At 54.1% G+C, this 17747-nt stretch carries 15 protein-coding genes; 2 read left to right on the forward strand and 13 right to left on the reverse strand.

Annotation, left to right across the window (positions count from 1 at the left end; all coding sequences use genetic code 11):
• Nucleotides 1–140 precede the first annotated feature (140 nt).
• Nucleotides 141–509 carry a hypothetical protein gene (locus BVC71_RS13510; RefSeq protein WP_086452215.1) on the forward strand — a complete coding sequence of 123 codons (369 nt, stop codon included), beginning with the start codon at nt 141–143 and terminating at the stop codon, nt 507–509.
• Nucleotides 506–1693, forward strand: a complete 1188-nt coding sequence (locus BVC71_RS15385) for a relaxase/mobilization nuclease domain-containing protein (RefSeq protein ID WP_133064546.1) — start codon at nt 506–508, stop codon at nt 1691–1693. Before BVC71_RS13510 ends, BVC71_RS15385 begins: the two co-directional genes overlap by 4 nt.
• Nucleotides 1694–1821: 128 nt before the next feature.
• Here the strand turns inward: BVC71_RS15385 and BVC71_RS13520 are convergent, their stop codons facing one another.
• The 13 genes from BVC71_RS13520 to BVC71_RS13580 form a co-directional block, all read right to left on the reverse strand.
• A complete protein-coding gene (locus BVC71_RS13520) occupies nt 1822–3054 on the reverse strand; it encodes an FAD-binding domain-containing protein (RefSeq protein ID WP_338036489.1) in 1233 nt (410 codons plus the stop codon).
• Between the two features lie 63 nt (nt 3055–3117).
• The gene (locus BVC71_RS13525; RefSeq protein WP_086452217.1) at nt 3118–3738 is read right to left on the reverse strand and encodes a trimeric intracellular cation channel family protein; all 621 of its coding nucleotides are present in this window, start codon (nt 3736–3738) and stop codon (nt 3118–3120) included.
• 79 nt (nt 3739–3817) lie between these two features.
• A complete protein-coding gene (locus BVC71_RS13530; RefSeq protein ID WP_086452218.1) occupies nt 3818–6379 on the reverse strand; it encodes an HWE histidine kinase domain-containing protein in 2562 nt (853 codons plus the stop codon).
• Between the two features lies 1 nt (nt 6380).
• The gene (locus BVC71_RS13535; RefSeq protein WP_133064547.1) at nt 6381–6956 is read right to left on the reverse strand and encodes a heme oxygenase-like domain-containing protein; all 576 of its coding nucleotides are present in this window, start codon (nt 6954–6956) and stop codon (nt 6381–6383) included.
• A gap of 174 nt (nt 6957–7130) precedes the next feature.
• Nucleotides 7131–9038: a beta-galactosidase gene (locus BVC71_RS13540; RefSeq protein ID WP_086452220.1), complete on the reverse strand. Its 1908-nt coding sequence runs from the start codon at nt 9036–9038 to the stop codon at nt 7131–7133.
• 7 nt (nt 9039–9045) lie between these two features.
• Nucleotides 9046–9885: an SMP-30/gluconolactonase/LRE family protein gene (locus BVC71_RS13545; protein WP_086452221.1), complete on the reverse strand. Its 840-nt coding sequence runs from the start codon at nt 9883–9885 to the stop codon at nt 9046–9048.
• The gene (locus BVC71_RS13550) at nt 9882–10490 is read right to left on the reverse strand and encodes a 2-dehydro-3-deoxy-6-phosphogalactonate aldolase (protein ID WP_086452222.1); all 609 of its coding nucleotides are present in this window, start codon (nt 10488–10490) and stop codon (nt 9882–9884) included. Before BVC71_RS13550 ends, BVC71_RS13545 begins: the two co-directional genes overlap by 4 nt.
• Nucleotides 10487–11407 carry a 2-dehydro-3-deoxygalactonokinase gene (locus BVC71_RS13555; protein WP_086452223.1) on the reverse strand — a complete coding sequence of 307 codons (921 nt, stop codon included), beginning with the start codon at nt 11405–11407 and terminating at the stop codon, nt 10487–10489. Before BVC71_RS13555 ends, BVC71_RS13550 begins: the two co-directional genes overlap by 4 nt.
• Nucleotides 11404–12171 carry an SDR family NAD(P)-dependent oxidoreductase gene (locus BVC71_RS13560; protein WP_086452224.1) on the reverse strand — a complete coding sequence of 256 codons (768 nt, stop codon included), beginning with the start codon at nt 12169–12171 and terminating at the stop codon, nt 11404–11406. The genes BVC71_RS13555 and BVC71_RS13560 overlap by 4 nt, the downstream gene beginning before the upstream one ends.
• Nucleotides 12171–13886: an IlvD/Edd family dehydratase gene (locus BVC71_RS13565; RefSeq protein ID WP_086452225.1), complete on the reverse strand. Its 1716-nt coding sequence runs from the start codon at nt 13884–13886 to the stop codon at nt 12171–12173. Before BVC71_RS13565 ends, BVC71_RS13560 begins: the two co-directional genes overlap by 1 nt.
• Entirely contained in the window at nt 13883–15955 is a 2073-nt protein-coding gene (locus BVC71_RS13570) for an alpha-galactosidase (protein WP_086452226.1), read from the reverse strand. The genes BVC71_RS13565 and BVC71_RS13570 overlap by 4 nt, the downstream gene beginning before the upstream one ends.
• Nucleotides 15952–16800: a carbohydrate ABC transporter permease gene (locus BVC71_RS13575; RefSeq protein ID WP_086452227.1), complete on the reverse strand. Its 849-nt coding sequence runs from the start codon at nt 16798–16800 to the stop codon at nt 15952–15954. The genes BVC71_RS13570 and BVC71_RS13575 overlap by 4 nt, the downstream gene beginning before the upstream one ends.
• Nucleotides 16800–17711: a carbohydrate ABC transporter permease gene (locus BVC71_RS13580; protein WP_086452228.1), complete on the reverse strand. Its 912-nt coding sequence runs from the start codon at nt 17709–17711 to the stop codon at nt 16800–16802. Before BVC71_RS13580 ends, BVC71_RS13575 begins: the two co-directional genes overlap by 1 nt.
• Nucleotides 17712–17747: the final 36 nt, after the last annotated feature.

A 17747-nucleotide genomic window follows, 5' to 3' on the forward strand; every position in this document is an offset into this window, starting at 1 on the left:
CTTCGCGCTGCCTCTGAAATCTTAGTTTAGATTAGCTCCCCGCAAGCAATGTTTTTGTTCAACAAAAACAGGACGATAATTTTTTGTTTAGGCTTAACACTTCCTTAACTTCTGCAACCAACTTGCCCCCTAACGGAGCAATGAAAGGTATGAGAAAATCAAAAGGCGGCAGGCCAAGACAGTTACACAACAAAACCCGCACGGTTGCAGTTCGGCTTACTGAACGTGAATACGAGGCGCTTGCGCAAAGCGCTGCTGGCAGGCCCGTTTCGACGACATTGAGGACGCTCGCTTTTGCAGCACAGAAGCATCAACGCCCGAATAATAACGTGGCCAATCAGGAGCGCTGGCAGGAATTGGGGAGCTTGAGCGAAAGCCTCTCGGTACTCATTCGTACGATCACAAAACACAATGACCCGCGTTGGGCCCTTACCCTAGCAATTTTAAATCGCGTTTTGACAGCGCTTGAAGAGACTCGGATAGACCTCATCAAACAGGCGGCGCCATGATCGGCACGCTTCACAAAACAACCTCGCCTGAAAGGCTGGTAAGCTATCTCAGTGCGGACTCCGACAAGGCTGGCAGCCCTCGTCCACGAGCTGATCTCGTCATGAGCAACGTTGGAACAGACCCCCGACAGATTGCCCGACACCTGCGCGCCCTCACCCAATTGCGGCCTGACATTCGAAAGCCGCTATCACATATCGTTTTAGCCGCAGCACCTAATGATCGCGCGATCCCCGATCCGATCTGGAGAAAGATCGTTCGCACGTGGTGCAAAAAGATGGGCTACGAAAGCTTTGCTGCTTTCTGCCATGGGACCCATGTCCATATTGTTGCCAGCCGTGTTTTAGTCACGCGCCGCTTAGTGTCTGATCGATTTGATTATCGCCGCAGCGAGGCCGTTATTAGAGCTCTCGAAAAGCGGTTCGGCCTCAAACGAACCGCGTCCTCGCACCTCTTGGATTCGAGTGCAAAAGCGTCGCATGTCACAGCGCCCTGTCACGCCGAACTCGCGCTGGCCGAGGACGGGCAGTTGTCCGCAAAGCGCTACATCCAAACCGCACTGACTGAACTGACCTCGCTCCCGATGGCAATTTCAGATGTTGTCGAAGCTTTGGCTGAACTGGGGGTCAAAACTCGGACCCGATTTGGGAAAGCCGGCAAGATCCTCGGTTTTTCGTTCAGGTATGCGGGGTACGTCTTTCGCGGATCCTCCCTCGGTCACGCATTTACTCAGCAATCTTTCATTCAAAAAGGAATTACATATGACAAAGATAAAGAACTTGAAAAACTTAAGCAGGCAAACGCTCTCAGCCAAGAAAAGGCCGTTGTCTCAGCAAATTGCGAGGCTCAGCAAGTTGATCCAGCAGGACATTCAGCTTCGGCAGTCGATGTTAAAGCAAGCCGAAAATCAGCGGGCGGCAATAGTCCAGCAAAACAAAATCATCAGGGCCGCAAAGGAGAAAATCCAGACAAACAAAGACGAAATCGGCGAGTTGAAACACGAAGCGGAAAAACTGAAACGCGACCGAAAGCACCTCCTGACAGTATGCGGAGTCCTAGCCCTGATGACGATCTTCACTCTTTTCTTCATCTCCATCGCGCCAAACAGGGTCTTATAATCGACAGCATCAATTGGACCGGGTTCAGCCAACCAGAGCCACCAGGTGATACCAATGATAATTCATAGATGAGCTTGCGACGCTCCTTGGCGGCCGCCTTCATGGCAATACGAAGTTCCCTTTCATCTTCGCGGTACAACTCACACCGAACCGTTTATCAATCCACGTCCGGAGCAAGGCAAAACCAAAGCGGCGCTTACGTTAAGCCAGCCGCGCTCAAAATTTCTGGCATTTGTTTCTTTACTTTGAAGAAACCAGCGGTGGCATGAGGCCATATAAGCGCGTCCCAGTCGCGGCGCCATTCAGTGACGGTGATCCCGCGTTCCTCTAAAATTGGCTGGGCTTGCGCCATCCAATCGGCCAGCGGACCAACTGGCACATAAGGCATGGCAATCTGGCGCGCACCGGCAGCTTCGGCCCAGTTTGCGAGGTTTATAGGTTCTATGGCGGTTAGCGTTTCTGTCTCTAAACCCGCGCGGGCAGCAGTGTCGGCAAGGGCTTCGGTTTCAAAATCAATAACGCCCGCATAAACTGCGCGAGGCGAACGAAGATGGCTTGCGTGCAATCGCGCAACTGCACGGGTATCCAGTAACGCAAGGTCGCTTGTCGTAATAGAACAGTCCTCTTCGGTCAGGATCACGGCCGTCGGGACATTAGGCTGAGGCGCGATAACTGAGCGTAGCGGTTGCACTTCTGGCAACCCTTCAGGCTCTTCGTCCATCAATCCGATGATATCAGAGGCAAACTCCTCTTCGCGCGGCGAAAAACGACCGCCCGTAAAGCGCGATATATTCCAAGCGCGTGCCTCATACGGTTTCCCGCGGGTGTGCAACCCTGCCACCCAACGCCACGAGCACGTGTTCGATGCAGGATCACCATCTAGCAGATGTCGAAAGAAAAAGTCGCTGCCTAGTCGCCACGGAAGTCCTAGCGTGAATATCCAGATCGAGGCAAACCACATCCGCGCGTGATTGTGCAAATATCCAGTGCTGGTCAGTTCCTTTGCCCAAGCGTCGAAACAATCGATACCGGTTTCACCCGCTTCTGCGGCAATGATTTTGGATTGAAGGGCGGCATCAGACTTCAAGGTATCCAAGTCCCTGTTAAGCCCTGTCACATAGTTTGCCCAAACTTGTGGTCGCCTTTCAAGCCAGCCCTTAAAATAGCCTCGCCACAACACTTCTTGGACAAATTTTTCCGCATTTTCAGGGCCGTGCGCAGCCAGTGCCGCGGCAATCACCTCGGTTTCTGTTACTAGCCGGCGGCGGATATAGGGTGACAGCTGAGATACAGCGCTATGATTCCCCGGTCCGCGATCTTGGTTGCGCCTTTTGGCATAGGCCAAGCCCATATTTGACTGGAAATTCCTAAGCCGCTGCAATCCTGCGGTGCGGGTGGCTGGCATAAATACTGAATTGTCCTGCATCATACAGCGTAGATGATTTGCAAGCAGGTTTAGTCAATACTGTAGACCGCTGGATGCAGAAGCTGACTATTCATTCATGTTGCGTGCAGGGCGGCTTTTGTAGACAGGCAACGTCCACCCAAACGCGATTGCTGCGCCTCTTAAACCTAATGCGGTACAAAAACCGCAAACAGATGCGATTTCAATCGACACACCTGCCGCATTCAACAAAACGAGCGTTGTTGCACCCGCTGCAGCGGCTGATACGTAGATGTCTTTGCGCAAAACGATACTGGGTTCTTGGCCCAATAGGTCGCGGATTATACCGCCAGCGGATGCAGAAAATACACCTAAAACCACAGCAACAATTCCCGTAGTTTCAAGCCCGATGCATTTGATCGTCCCTGCTGTCGCAGCAAAAGCCATTCCGAATGCATCTAGCCATGTGATCGCTGTGAGACGTGATTGAAAAATTGGCGCAATAAAATGCATCGCAGCAGCGGCGCACAGGCTCACGATCAAGGGTGTGGGGGACACGGTCCAAAATACGGGCTGATCTAAAATAAGGTCACGAATAGTGCCGCCGCCCACGCCAGCGGCTGCCCCCAACCATAGGAACCCGAGGATATCCATTTCCTTGCGCGATGCGGTTAAGGCGCCAGTGATCGCAAAAACGACCGTCGCAAACATGTCCAGCGTGTACAGCATTATTCGCTCTGTTAATCAGTCAGTGCTGGCTAGCTTAAACGCAAAAGGTGCGTTTTAGAATGCGTTGGATCCTTATCCGCTAATCATTTTGATCGAGCTTTTCCAACGCAGCCTGCAAACTGCTGTCGGAAATTGGTTTTTGGATGATCTCACAGGGTGGATAGGCTTTTATAAGATCGCCAGAAGCACCGTAGCCAGTCGCCAAAATGAATGGCACATCGCGTTTTGCCAGTTCGACTGCGATAGGTAAGGACTGTTCTGACCCTAAATTGACGTCAAGCAATGCAAAATCAACATGGTTTTCCGACAACCATTCCATTGCCGCCGATACGGTTGCTGCGACTTCGACTTTGGACGCGCCAAAATCCTTGAGCATTTCGGCAAGATCCATTGCGATAATCAATGTATCTTCGACGACTAAGGCAGTGCCAGAAATGCCAAAGTTCGTCGATGTGCTGACATCCGTGGTTGGCGCTTCAGTTTGCTCGGACTGCACAATCTGCGAAATCGCCGTTGACGGCAGACGAAAGCGCGCTTCAACGCCCATCATTTTATAGTCGATATCGGCATCCCCACCTAATTCGTGGGGGACCGAATTTTCGATGATCATCGTGCCAAAACCTCGACGTTTTGGGGGCGTAACTGCGGGACCACCGCGTTCAACCCAATTCAAAACGATCCCGCCGTTCGCATCGGCAGACAGATCGATTTGAACTTGGCCACGGTTTTCAAACAATGCACCGTATTTTACCGAATTGGTTGCCATTTCATGCAGGACCAATGCCATGGTCGTAAACGCATTCGGCGTTATCATCGCATCTGGGCCAGTGACCTCGACGCGATCCGTTTGCTGCAATGAATAGGCGTCAAATTCGCATTTGATCAGTTGTTTAAGAGACGTTGGTTCCCATTGTTTTTCGGTCAATTGATCGTGGGCGCGCGCAAGCGATTGAATGCGGCCGTCAAGGTTCTGAGTAAATTCTTCGAGCGTACGTGCGGAGCTGCGGGACTGCGCGACCAGACCACCCATGAGGTTCAAGATATTTCGGACGCGGTGGTTCAGCTCGGAAATCAAGAGTTGCTGGTTTTCCTGAGCGCGCTTGCGTTCAAGGTTCGCGGCATCAGTGATTTTTAAATATACTTCTAACAACGTTACACGCAGCAGTTCTGCCGCGTGTAATTGGGCATCCGTCCAAGGCGCAGATTGTCCTTCAACGGTTTGCTGCCAGACATCAAAGCTTTGCCTTGGTGTCAAACGCACTCCATTTGGCCCAACTGTCACAGGTTTATTGGGGTCACCAGCCCAATTGACATGCGCGGTCACTGGTTTACGGAATAACAGCATGTAGTCGCGTGGACGCTTTGAAATCGGGATTGCCAACATCCCCACACTGACTTTTTCATATTCGTGGCCGAATTCATCGAACTTAAGCAGTTTGTCGGTATGGAAAACCCGCGAATTGATTGTGCGGTTCAGATGACGGGCGATGCGCGACAATTGTTCTTTGCTGGGTGTCGCACCCGCAGTGTAGATTTCTTCGTCCTCGATCAGAACAAGCCCATCATGATCTATCACACTTTTGATATCTTCGTGGATAGACCGCAGCGCATTCGCCAAAGGCTCGCCTGCTGCCATGTGGGACATCAACAGGTTTTGGACCTTGCTGCTTTCAACTTCGACGGATTTTCTAGCGGCATCTTCAAAGTTGCTGATTTCGTACGAAAACAAATGGGCAAATAATTCAATGGCTGTACGACGTTCATAGTCAATGTAGCGGGGACTATCGTGATGACAGGCAAACAAGCCCCACAGTTCGCCATCTTTCATGATAGATACTGACATCGACGCCTGCACGCCCATGTTTTTCAGGTATTCAATATGGATAGGCGATACTGACCGCGTGACAGAAAGTGAAAGGTCGATGGGCACGCCGGACATAGTTGTTTGGGGTATGATGGGACTGCCTTCGTCTTTTACGTCGGCAATCAACCGCAGCAACGACCGTTTATACAAGGCACGCGCCTGCACCGGAATGTCAGAGGCTGGAAAGCGCATTCCGTTGTAACGCTGAGCCTTATCGGATCGAACCTCAGCTAACACTTCGCCCGAATGGTCAGGCTGGAACTGATAAACCATAACGCTATCAAACCCGCACAGTTCGGCCATCGCAGTGGCCGCCCTTTGGGTTAGATCATTCAGATTTTTGGGGTGACGTAGCTTTGCAATTTGGGCAAAAACTTCGGCTGAAACGTCCCGACCAGCCTGCTCTGTTTTGGGTTCAAATTCGATGATCAGGTGCATGCCCGATTGGTGGAACGACACATCAAACTTTTGGTTATTGGTGCGCAGCGGGACATCGAACAAACGCACCACACTATCCGGCGATTGAACATGGCGCATGTTTTCACGGATGCGTTCAAACCCGTTTGTATCCAGCACTCGATTTAACGGCTGGCCCGAAACGTCATCAACGGATACGCCCAGAATAGATGTCAGGTTTTCAGAAGCGTGCTGAATAATCCAATCGGACGAAACCGCGATCATCGCTCCGTATGATTGGACCCGGCCCAATTGGTGGATCGGTTCGCGGTCGCAGTTGGTTAGATCGACATTCTGCATCGAATTGGAAAGGTCGGTCATTTCAGTCCTGTTGGGATTGTGCGGCGGTTTCAAATATTCGGAAACCACGTCTTACATCTTTTATTATAGTTCGAGCGCGCGCTGTGGTGGGATCAATCTGGTCCAAGATCGCACAATGTTCACGCCATAGATTGGTATCGGAGACCGTCTGGAAATATGACGGGACGGTTTTCCGTTCTGCCGATGCAAATAGCTTACGGCGGATGACTTCGGTGCCTAACCGTGACCCCAATACCAAATAATCACAGGCTACTGGATCAATGGGGCCTGGTGTTACGACAGCATAGGATCGGCGGCCCATCTGCTGTAAATCATGGTCAAGTCGGTCGATCAAATCGGGAACCAACTCTGCACACAATGCTTGTTCGGGTTTCTGATCGCGAAACAGCGCAGACAACCCCGCACGCTGAGCCGCCAAATACCAGCCAAGGTTTGAATCAGGGTCGTTTAGGAACGGATCAAACAGTGCTTCGGTCGCATCGTGTTCCGGCCTTGTAAGCGCACGTAATTGATGCCTGAAATCCAAAACAGGCATCGCCTTTCCTGCGCGGCCGTCAAAATGCATTAGATCGTTCACAATCGTTCCCCACGCAACATTGCGCCGGTCAAGATACACCATCGCTAAATGCTACAATGCTTATGATTGTAAATTGTTCGCCAAATATTCAAGAAAAATCCTGACCTATTTGCTAAATCACACCTTTGCACAATTTCTGATGGTGTTTGTGGGCGGGCATTTTTTCGGAACGGTCTAGTTTCGCGATCTTTTAACGAAATCCGCTGCACCGATAGTCCCCACGGGTGTTTCGGACGCGTGGCTATTATGATTGAACCAAAATGTCTCTGTCGCGGTTTCCCGGCGTCTGACACCTATGGGCAATTCAACGGTTGTGATGCCCGAAATTTCACAGACCTGTTCAACCATCGCCATCATACCGTCGTCGTCTAACCACGCCGCGCAATACAGTTGTCCGTTCTGACCGACCAGTACCGGCTGATTGGCTGACGTCTCCATCATAATTGGCTCAGAGGTATTCAACTCCTCGAAATAACGAATGACGTGACCTTTGCCATTCAACGCGATTGGCATATCAGGGCGGAGCGTTTCCAGACGTGACACAACGATATCCAGACCATCAATTGCCGGTGGCAAAGGGTTCGGAATGTTGAAATGCGCGTCACGTGCCGCTGTGCGGGGACCGTAAACAGCCGTACCGTCGGCGGCCGACAGCGCCTGTTTCAGGTCATCATTCAGGTGCATGATACCAGGTGCAAAAATTGCCGAATACCCCGTAAGATCCGTGCAGCTCGGCGGAACAATATCGACGCTTTGGCCCAGTTTGCGCAGCGCGCGGTAGGTGTCAAAAACCAGTTGGAAATAGCTAAGCCCCTGCCCCTGCGGCTGAACGGCCCACGACCATTCAGCCTCGTAATCGAACACCAGCGCGATGGGTGCCTGTGCAGGGGCGACATCGGGCGCGGATTGCAGTTCGTCGCGGACTTGGCGCGCTTCAACAATTGCTTCGGCGTCCTGGCTATCGGGGCGCAGCATGCCAGCGTGCAGCTGTTCTTGGGCAAATGGGGCCTGACGCCAACGGAAATAACAGACCGCTTCGGCGCCGTGGGCGAATGCCTCCCACGTCCAAAAACGCACCATGCCGGGTAACGGCGACGGGTTATAGGGGGCCCAATTCACGGGGCCGGGTTGTTGTTCCATGATCCACCAGCGGCCTTTGCCGACGGCGCGGTAAATGTCGTGGTGAAACGCCTGAAAATCAGGGTCGCCCTGATGTGCAAAGGCGCGTTTGTGTTCGTCGGACGCCTCAACACGGTCTTCAAGAAAGCCCAGCGGATAGCTGTCCCAACTTGCAATTTCTAGATCATCACCGACTTTATAATGGTCGAAATCCGTAACCCGGCCCATGTAGTTATGTGCGATCGGTCGGTCGCTTTGCGCACGGATCGTGTCGACCTGCATTTTGTTGTAGGCCACAACCTGATCGGACGAAAACCGTTTGAACGCATGTACATGCGCGGGGTTGGGTTCGGTCACGGTCAGGTTTGGCAGTTCGATCTGGGAAAAATTATTATATTCCATCGACCAAAACACGTTGCCCCACGCACGGTTCAGCGCGTCAATGTCCCCGCCAAATTCCGCAGACAGCCACGCCTGAAACGCCGTTTTAGCGGACGCTGAATAACTATAGATCGTATCATGACAGCCGTATTCATTGTCTGTCTGCCACGCCGCGACATGCGGGTTTTGACCGTAACGTTCCGCAAAGGCGCGCACGATCCGTTCGCTTTCTGCGAAATAGCCTGCATGGCTGAAACAATAATGACGACGCGATCCGAAACCGCGCGGTTTGCCATCAATGTCCACCGCGAACATGTCGGGGTGTTTGTCAGCAACCCATTTCGGCGGAGTCGCGGTGGGTGTCCCCAAAACGACCTTTAGCCCAGCATTTCCCAGAACCTCGATCGACCGATCCAACCAATCCCAGTTGAATTCGCCCTCTTTCGGTTCGATCCGAGACCAGCAGAATTCGCCGATGCGGACCCACGTCAGGCCAGCTTCGACCATGCGTTCGGCGTCTTGGGGCCATAGGGCTTCGGGCCAGTGTTCGGGATAGTAACAAGTGCCAAGAGTGCGTTTCATACCAGCCTCAAAGAATGATTTGATGTTCGGTCTGGCCTTTGCCGACCGACGAAATGACATAGGTTTTGCCCGCGTTCGGATCATCGATCCCTTCGGCGGCGGTCGTGACGTATAGGTCGGTCAAATCCGCGCCGCCAAAAGCAGGACAGGACGTTTGCGGCGTGGGTACATCAACCGTTTTGATCAACGCGCCGTCCGCGCCATAGCAGGCAACGCGGCCCGCGCCCCATTGGGCGTTCCAAAGTTTGCCATCGGCATCCACAACGGAACCATCCGCGCCGAAATCCGCGCCCGACACGTCCACAAATGGGACCGCATCGCCGACTGGCCAGCCGTCCGCGTCCAGCGGCTGCGCCATGATCACGCCGACGACCGTGTCAGTGAAATAGGCGGTTTTGCCATCAGGCGCGAAACAGATCGAGTTCGTGATCGTGATGTCCGAAAACAGTATGCGCAGTTCGCCGCGATAAAACCGATAGATCGATCCAGCGCCTTTTTCCGCGTTGAAACCCATGGTACCGATCCAAAACCCGCCTTGGGGATCCGCGCGGCCGTCGTTGGAACGAGTGACGGGGTTGTCCGCCTCTAACGGGGTGATCAATTTGCGCGCGGCAGTTTCCAGATTGAACCGCCATAGGCCCGTCTGGCTGGCCATCAAAATGGTGTCGTGATCGATCCAGCCCGCCGCCGACACGCATTCATCGAACTGCCAATGCTGTTCGTCGCCCTCAACCACGGTGCGCAGTGATTTGCCCAAAATGTCGAACCAGAAAAACTGGTTTCGTTTCGGGTGCCAAAACGCGCCTTCGCCCAAAGTGCATTTGGTTTCGCTATGAACCCGTATCATCCGAATACCCGATCAAAAGCTGTCACGGCGGATTGCGCGGCGGTTTCAATCTGATCAATCGACCAATCAGGTTTGAACAAGTTCGACCCAAGGCCAAAGCCTGTAACCCCTGCCTTGTACCAATTCGCGAAATCATCAGGCCCGACCCCGCCCACGGCATAGGTGGCGACGTCCGCTGGCAACACCGCCTTTAGCGCCGATAATCCGTCAGGGCCCAATTTGAACGCAGGGAAAAATTTCAGGCCTGTTGCGCCCAATTGGATCGCGGCAAAACACTCTGTCGCCGTGAACACGCCTGGATAGGACGCCATGCCTTTGGCCGCTGTATGCGCGATGACGTCTTGGTCGCAATTCGGGGATACAACCATTGCCGCGCCAATGTCTGACAAGCGGTCCACCTCCGCGATGGTTAGAACGGTCCCTGCCCCAATTTGTGCTGCGTCGCCCGCGTGGTTCACCATTTTTTCAATGGTCACAAACGGATCGGGGGAGTTCAACGGCACCTCGATTTTCGTGATGCCTGCGTTAATTAAAACATCGGTAACGGCGATCGCGTTCTCCGAACGCAAACCGCGTAGGATCGCGATGATTTCGCGTTGGTTCATATCGTGTCCTTTAGCAATTCATAACCAGCGATCAGACCATCCAAGGTGCATGCTTCCCCGTCGTGAATGTCCGCCGAAATATCGATTGTAGCCAATGCCTGCGCGTATAGAGCGGACAGTTTCGACGCGCCCGCAATGACCACGGGCGACGAGTTTAAATCATTGCGCATCGCGGCGATCTCTGCGCCGATCAAATAACCAGACAGCAGGCCGTTAGAAACGTCGCCCATGCGGTCCAGCACCAGATCTCCAGCCCGAATGCCGAACAGAGAGGCGGCGACCATTTCTGGAGCCGCGACCGACGTTCTGACGCCTTGAACAAAACCCGCTTCATCACAGGCTGCCCCATCAACGGAATGGCGCAACACCGACTGTTTGCTAAGCAGCGCATAGATTTCGCCGGTCATGAACGTATTGAATTTAGTCAGTTTCCCGTCTGAAACCATCGCCCATTTGGTGTGCGTACCAGGCAGACAAATACAGCCCGAAAAATCGGGGTACGCCCGTAGAACGCCCGCGATCTGCGTTTCTTCACCGCGCATCACATCTGGGGGCGTCACTTGTTTGATCCCCGACAAAATGAAGGCGCAAATGCGCGGGTCGGTGGTTGGAACGGTGACAACGTTTTGCGTGTTCAGCGGCGATACGGGAACGGCAGCGTATGGTGCCTCCACCCAGCCCTGACGTGATCCGACCATACCGCAACACACGACTGGCAAAACGCGGGTGTCGGATAGTACAGGGGCCAATGCGGCAATCAAGGCTGGCTCAAACGCGTCACGCGACAAGGTACCCATGCCTTGTTCGGTTGAAACCTGATCCAGAACAGCATTGGTTTCATCCATGAACCAAACGCGCAGATTGGTGGTGCCCCAATCCACAGCGACCCAAGAGGTATGTTCGCGTAGATCCGTCATCCCGTCACCACTACACCGCCATCCACAACCAGCGACTGGCCCGTGATCATACGGCTGGCGCTAGATGCCAAAAACAGCGTTGCTGCGACGATGTCTTCGGGTTTGAGGTGCTCCTTAAGGCACTGGCGTTCCAGATGATCTGCCAAAGCTTCGGGTGTGGCCCACATTTCCAATTGTTTGTCCGTCAGAACCCACCCAGGGGCGAGCGCGTTCACACGGATCGCATCAGGGCCAAATTCGCGGGCCAAGCTGCGGGTCATGCCGTTGATCCCCGAATTGGCCGAGGTATACGCAGGATAGCCCGTGTTTCCCATCATATAGCTGATCGACGTGAAGTTGATGATCGACCCGCCGCCGCGCGATTGCATCATCGGAACGACCGACTGACAGGCAAAGAAATAGGCCTTTAGGTTGATCGATTGCGACCAATCCCAGAATTCTTCGGTAACCTCTAAAGTGGAATGACGCTGATCATTGGCTGCGTTGTTTACTAGCACATCAATCGGACCCAACTGGTCCTGCACATCCTGCATCGATTGTTTCAACGCGGGAATGTCGGTGATGTCGCATTGGATAAACAGGGGGCGGTTGCCCGTTTCCTGTTCCATCTGGTCAACAAATTCATCCGCTGGCGAACGGCCAACGCAGCCGACTTTGGCACCCTGCTCCAAAAACCCTTTGGTCAGCGCCGCCCCGATGCCTGATGCACCGCCTGTGATGTATACGGTTTTGCCCTGTAGGTCGTGGAAATTTGCGTCGATCATCAGTGGCTTTCCCTTGTAACTGGGCGCGTATCTTTGCCGACCAGGAAATCCAGATCGGCGCCTTTGTCGGCCTGCAGAACATGGTCGATATACAGTTTTGCATAGCCGCGGGTGTAATGCGGATCATCCGGATGCCATGCGTCGCGGCGTGCCTGTAGTTCGGCGTCATCCACCAGCAACTCCAGAATGCCCTGCGATCCGCTGACTTTGATCCGGTCGCCCGTTTTGACCAAAGCCAACGTGCCGCCTGCCTGCGCTTCGGGTGATACGTGCAGTACCACCGTGCCAAAGGCCGTGCCAGACATCCGCGCGTCTGACACACGGATCATGTCGCGCACGCCTTGAGTGACCAATTTGCGAGGGATTGGCATATTGCCGACTTCAGGCATGCCGGGGTACCCTTTGGGGCCGCAACCTTTGAGCACCAGAATGGTGTCAGGCGTGACGGGCAAATCTTCGCGATCGATGTTGGCTTTTAAATCTTCGATGCTTTCGAACACATAGGCTTCGCCTTCGTGCTCTAGCAGACGTTCGGTCGCAGCCGAAGGTTTCACGATCGCGCCGTTCGGTGCCAAATTGCCCCGCAAAACCATCAGGCCAGCGGCAGGTTTGACGGGATCATCATAGGATTTGATGACATCGCTGTTATAGCATTCGGCACCTTCAGCATAGGCCGCGATATCGCCGCCCAGAACGGATTTCGCGCTGCGCAAATGACCTTTGTCCGCCAGTTCCTTTAGCACGACAGGCATGCCGCCCGCGTAACAGAAATCCTCCATCAAGTATTTGCCCGATGGCATGCAGTTGACCAGCAACGGGATTTCGCGGCCGATTTCGAAATCATCCAGCGATAGGTCAACGCCCACGCGCCCTGCCAGCGCCAATAGGTGAACCACCGCGTTGGTCGAACCGCCGACGGCGGCGTTCGCTAGAATAGCGTTCTCGAATGCCTCTTTGGTTAGAATGTCGGATGGTTTCAGGTCTTCCTCGACCATTTCGACGATGCGTTTGCCGGTTAGATGGGCCAGTGCCATGCGGCGGGCATCCACCGCGGGCAGCGCAGCGTTGGTTGGTAGTGACATGCCCATCGCTTCGACCAGCGACGCCATGGTGGATGCGGTGCCCATCGTCATACAGACGCCTTTGGAACGGCTCATCCCGCTTTCGGCGTTCATGAAATCCTGCAGCGTCATATCGCCTGCGCGCACTGCTTCGGAAAATTTCCAAACGTCGGTGCCAGAACCGATATCTTTGCCCTGCCATTTACCGTTCAGCATCGGGCCAGAGCTGACTACGATCGACGGCAGATCAACCGATGCCGCGCCCATCAGCTGCCCCGGAGTCGTCTTGTCACAACCGCCCAGCAATACAACACCGTCGATCCCATAGGCACGAATGGATTCTTCGACGTCCATCGCCAGCAGGTTGCGAAACAGCATGGCCGTCGGTTTCATTTGGGTTTCGCCCAGCGACATTACGGGGAATTCCACGGGGAAACCGCCTGCCTCCCAAACGCCGCGTTTGACGCCTTCGGCTAGATCGCGCAGACCACTGTTACAGGGCGTCAGTTCAGACCATGTGTTACAAATCCCGATGATCGGACGGCCATCGAACACGTCATCGGGAAATCCCTGATTTTTCATCCAGCTACGATGGATAAATCCGTCTTTATCCAGCTTTCCGTACCATGCGCGGCTGCGCCGATCCTTCGTCATAGTCTTTGTCCTTTGATCACCCACATATGCAGTGGGAAAGACCAAGGCAGCGTGATGCCTCGGGCCATCAATGCCTGCCCACTCAGGGTCAGGTCACGTGTTTTCAATGCAGGGTTGCCGCGCGACAGCCCGACGGTATCGTCGCGGTTCACCAGTGTGATGCGGTACGTTGCGCTGGGGTCCAAACGCGTCAAACGAATGGGGCGCGGCAGAATTTGACGGCTGGTGTCAGCCAGTCCCGCAAAGACAACGAACTGATCACCATCCGCCGACAATTGCTGTTCCGCGATGACCGATGGGTCCGCACTATCCAGCCGCAGGATGTCAGCGGTCTTCATCCAATCGCGGTTTGATTTCCACCACGCGGTAACATCGCGCAAGACCGCCGTTTCATCGTCCGTTAATTCGCGGGGGTCCATTTCGAAACCCATGTGCCGCTGCGCGGCGACCCACGCCCGCATACGAATATCAATCACGCGGCCCGACGTGTGGCAGTGACGCGGCCCAACGTGGCTGCCGGTTACGGCCATCGGTAAAAATAGCGCCGCATTGTGCTGGATCCGCAGCCGTTCCAATGCGTCGTTACTATCCGATAGCCAAACCCGCTGGGTCAGCGACAAAGCCCCGAAATCAATTCGGCCCCCGCCCGAAGAACAGGATTCTATTTCCGTGTTCGGAAAATCTGTACGCAAGCGGCTTAGCAGGTCATAGTACCCCAATGCTTGCGCAGCATCAGGCATCGGTAGAACGCGGTTATGATCCCATTTGATATAGTCGATATCGTATGCCGACAGGACAGCGGAAATGCGTTCATACAGGTAATCGCGGACCTGCAGGTTTGCCATGTCCAGCACCATTTGCTGACGGCCTAGAACTTGATCCGCCGCACCCAAGGCCCATTCAGGATGCGCGCGATACAGATCGCTATCTGGATTCACCATTTCAGGTTCGAACCAGATTCCAAACGTCATGCCCAGCCCGTGAACATAGTCGATCAGCGGGCCCAGCCCATCGGGGTATTTACGTTCGTCGATCTCCCAATCTCCCAATGACGACGTATCGTCATCGCGGCGCCCAAACCATCCGTCATCCAGAACAAACCGTTCCGCCCCCAGCGCTGCCGCGCGGTCTGCAATCGCTGTAAGGTCGTTCAGTTTGTGATCGAAATAAATCGCTTCCCAACAGTTGTAGTGTACTGGGCGCGGCCGATCGGGGTGGGGCCAAACAACGATGCGGTCACGCAAATGGTGTTGATATGCAACGGCGCAACCGTTCAGACCCTGGTCCGAATGCACGGCGTATAGCGGCGCGGTTTCAAAATGCGTGCCCGCAGTTAGCTGCGTTCCAGCGGCACGACCAAATTGGATCTGACGGCGTCCATCGGGCAATTCTTCGGCGATCATACGATGCCCGCCCGACCATCCGTAATGAAATGCCTGTACTGAACCAGCGGTGTTTGTCGCGCCGCGTTCGGGCACGATCAGTGCAGGGAAATGTTCGTGCCCTGTGCGGCCCGTCAGGTTTTCGCGCATGTGAATACCCGCGGCCCAAGGCGTACGAACCTGTTGGAATTCGCCAATCCAGCGCCCCGCGAAATCGATCATGTCATCGGCGAAATGCGATGCGGGGAAAACGGGCGCCGATAGGTAATGCACCCGAATTGGCGTGTTGGAATCCAAACGTGCCTTTGCCGTCAGTACCGATGTTTCTGCATCAATGCAGAAATCAGCCACATAGGTCAGGTCGTTCGCTTCGTCCACTGCTGTCACGGACAAACCGTTGCCCTGCGCGACCTCGGTCAATGTAAATCGCGGACGGATTGGAGTGCCGTCGTGCGCCGCAATGGACATTCCGGGCTGACCAGGGAAGGTGCGCGAAGCCTCGGGGCAGATCGAAAGATCGGCGTTTTCATCGATCATGCCGCCTGTGACATCCGCAATGCCAGCTTCGATCAGGTTGTCGCCATCCGCGATTGCTGCGCCCCAGTAGGCTACAAACGGCAGACGGTCATTGATCGACGCAAGGATCAGCGACCGCCCGCCAGCGGATAAAATCCAGTGGCGGATCATTTCACCGCCCCTAAGGTCAGACCTGCGATGAAATGGCGCTGCATCAGGAAAAACACCGCTACAGGTGGCAACGCGGCGACGATGCTGCCCGCGCTCATCAGGTGATAGGCCGCGCGGTATTGCGCGTTGAAACTGGTGATGCCTGCTGTCACGGGTTGGCTTTCCGCACCTTGGGTCAAAACCACAGCCCAGAAGTAGTCGTTCCAGATAAAGGTAAAGATCAACACAGACAGCGCAGCAATCGCGGGTTTCATCAGCGGCAGAACGATGAACCAGAATATGCGCCATTCTGCGATGCCTTCGACGCGGGCGGCTTCGATCAGTTCATAGGGCAGCGCGCGGATAAAGTTGCGCATGAACAGCGTACAGAACCCCGTTTGGAATGCCACATGGAACAGGACCAGACCAAGTTTTGTGTTGTATAGCCCCATGTCGATCGTCAGGTCGCGTACCGGCACCATCAGAATTTGGAACGGTACGAAATTGCCCGCGATGAACATGAAAAAGATAAACAGGTTGCCGCGGAATTTATAAATCCCCAGCGCGAAACCAGACATACAGGACAAGGCCACCGCCCCGATCACCGTTGGGATCGTGATGAACACAGAATTCAACAAATAGCGTGGCATGTCCGATTCAAAAAATACGCGGCTATAGTTGGTTACGCCTTCGAACGATGATGGCATGCCCCAGTAATTGCCGCTGGTGAAATCGACATCCGGTTTGATTGAAAACACAGCAACAGCGATCAACGGCAGCAGCCACATGATCAGCACCAAAGGCACCAATCCCTGATACGTCACCTGCCAAGCACGAGAGGATTTTTCGATAGGACGCGGGAACATTAGCGCGCTCCTTTTTCGTCTTGGTACATCGACCATAGGAAGTAGGCGATGAAACACAGCATAATCAGGAACAGGACAACGGCGATTGCAGCGCCATATCCCATGCGGAACCCGTATTCAGACAACGCTTTTTCGAACATGTAGAACGATAGGACGCGGCTGGTGCCGAACGGGCCGCCATTGGTCATGATCGAGATCAAATCGAACGACCGCAGCGCGCCGATGATCGTCACAACAAACGCGATAAATGTCGCTGGCCGTAGCTGAGGCAAGATCACATACCACAGCATTTTGGGGCCTTTTGCGCCGTCCAAACGGGCGGCTTCGACCTGTTCGGGATCTACAGCGTTCAGGCCGGTTAAATACAGGATCATGCAATATGCGGTCTGCGGCCATAGGCCCGCCGCGATAATGCCATAGGTCACCAGTTTCGGGTCGCCCAACACGTTGACCGCATCAAATCCGAACCCCGTCAGGATTTTGTTCAACAGACCGAATGACGGATCATAAAACCAAGTGAACACCAGACCCACAACGACCTGAGAAATCACGAAAGGAAAGAAAAACAAAGATTTATACAGGCGAATGCCTACAACATTCTGGTTCAGGAACAGCGCGATCATCAGGCCCGCAGGGATCGCGAGCAGATATAGCGCCAGCCATTTCATGTTGTTCCACAACGACACTTCGAACGCGCGGTCGGTCCATAGCTCTTCGTAGTTGGCCATACCGATATAGCGCGGTTCGCCCAGACCGTCCCAACGATAGAACGAAATTTGGAAACTCTCGGCGATCGGGAAAATGACGTAGACTAGGAAAAACAAAACCGCAGGCAGCAGGAACAACAGCGGGGTCACCGTCAAACGGTTCCGCCGGAGCCAGCTGGTCTGGTCGTTGATGGCTTGGGACATGATTTGGCCTCTTGTAGGTGGCACCCGAAATCGGGC

The organism is Marivivens niveibacter, assembly GCF_002150005.2.
In the GTDB taxonomy this organism is placed as follows: domain Bacteria; phylum Pseudomonadota; class Alphaproteobacteria; order Rhodobacterales; family Rhodobacteraceae; genus Marivivens; species Marivivens niveibacter.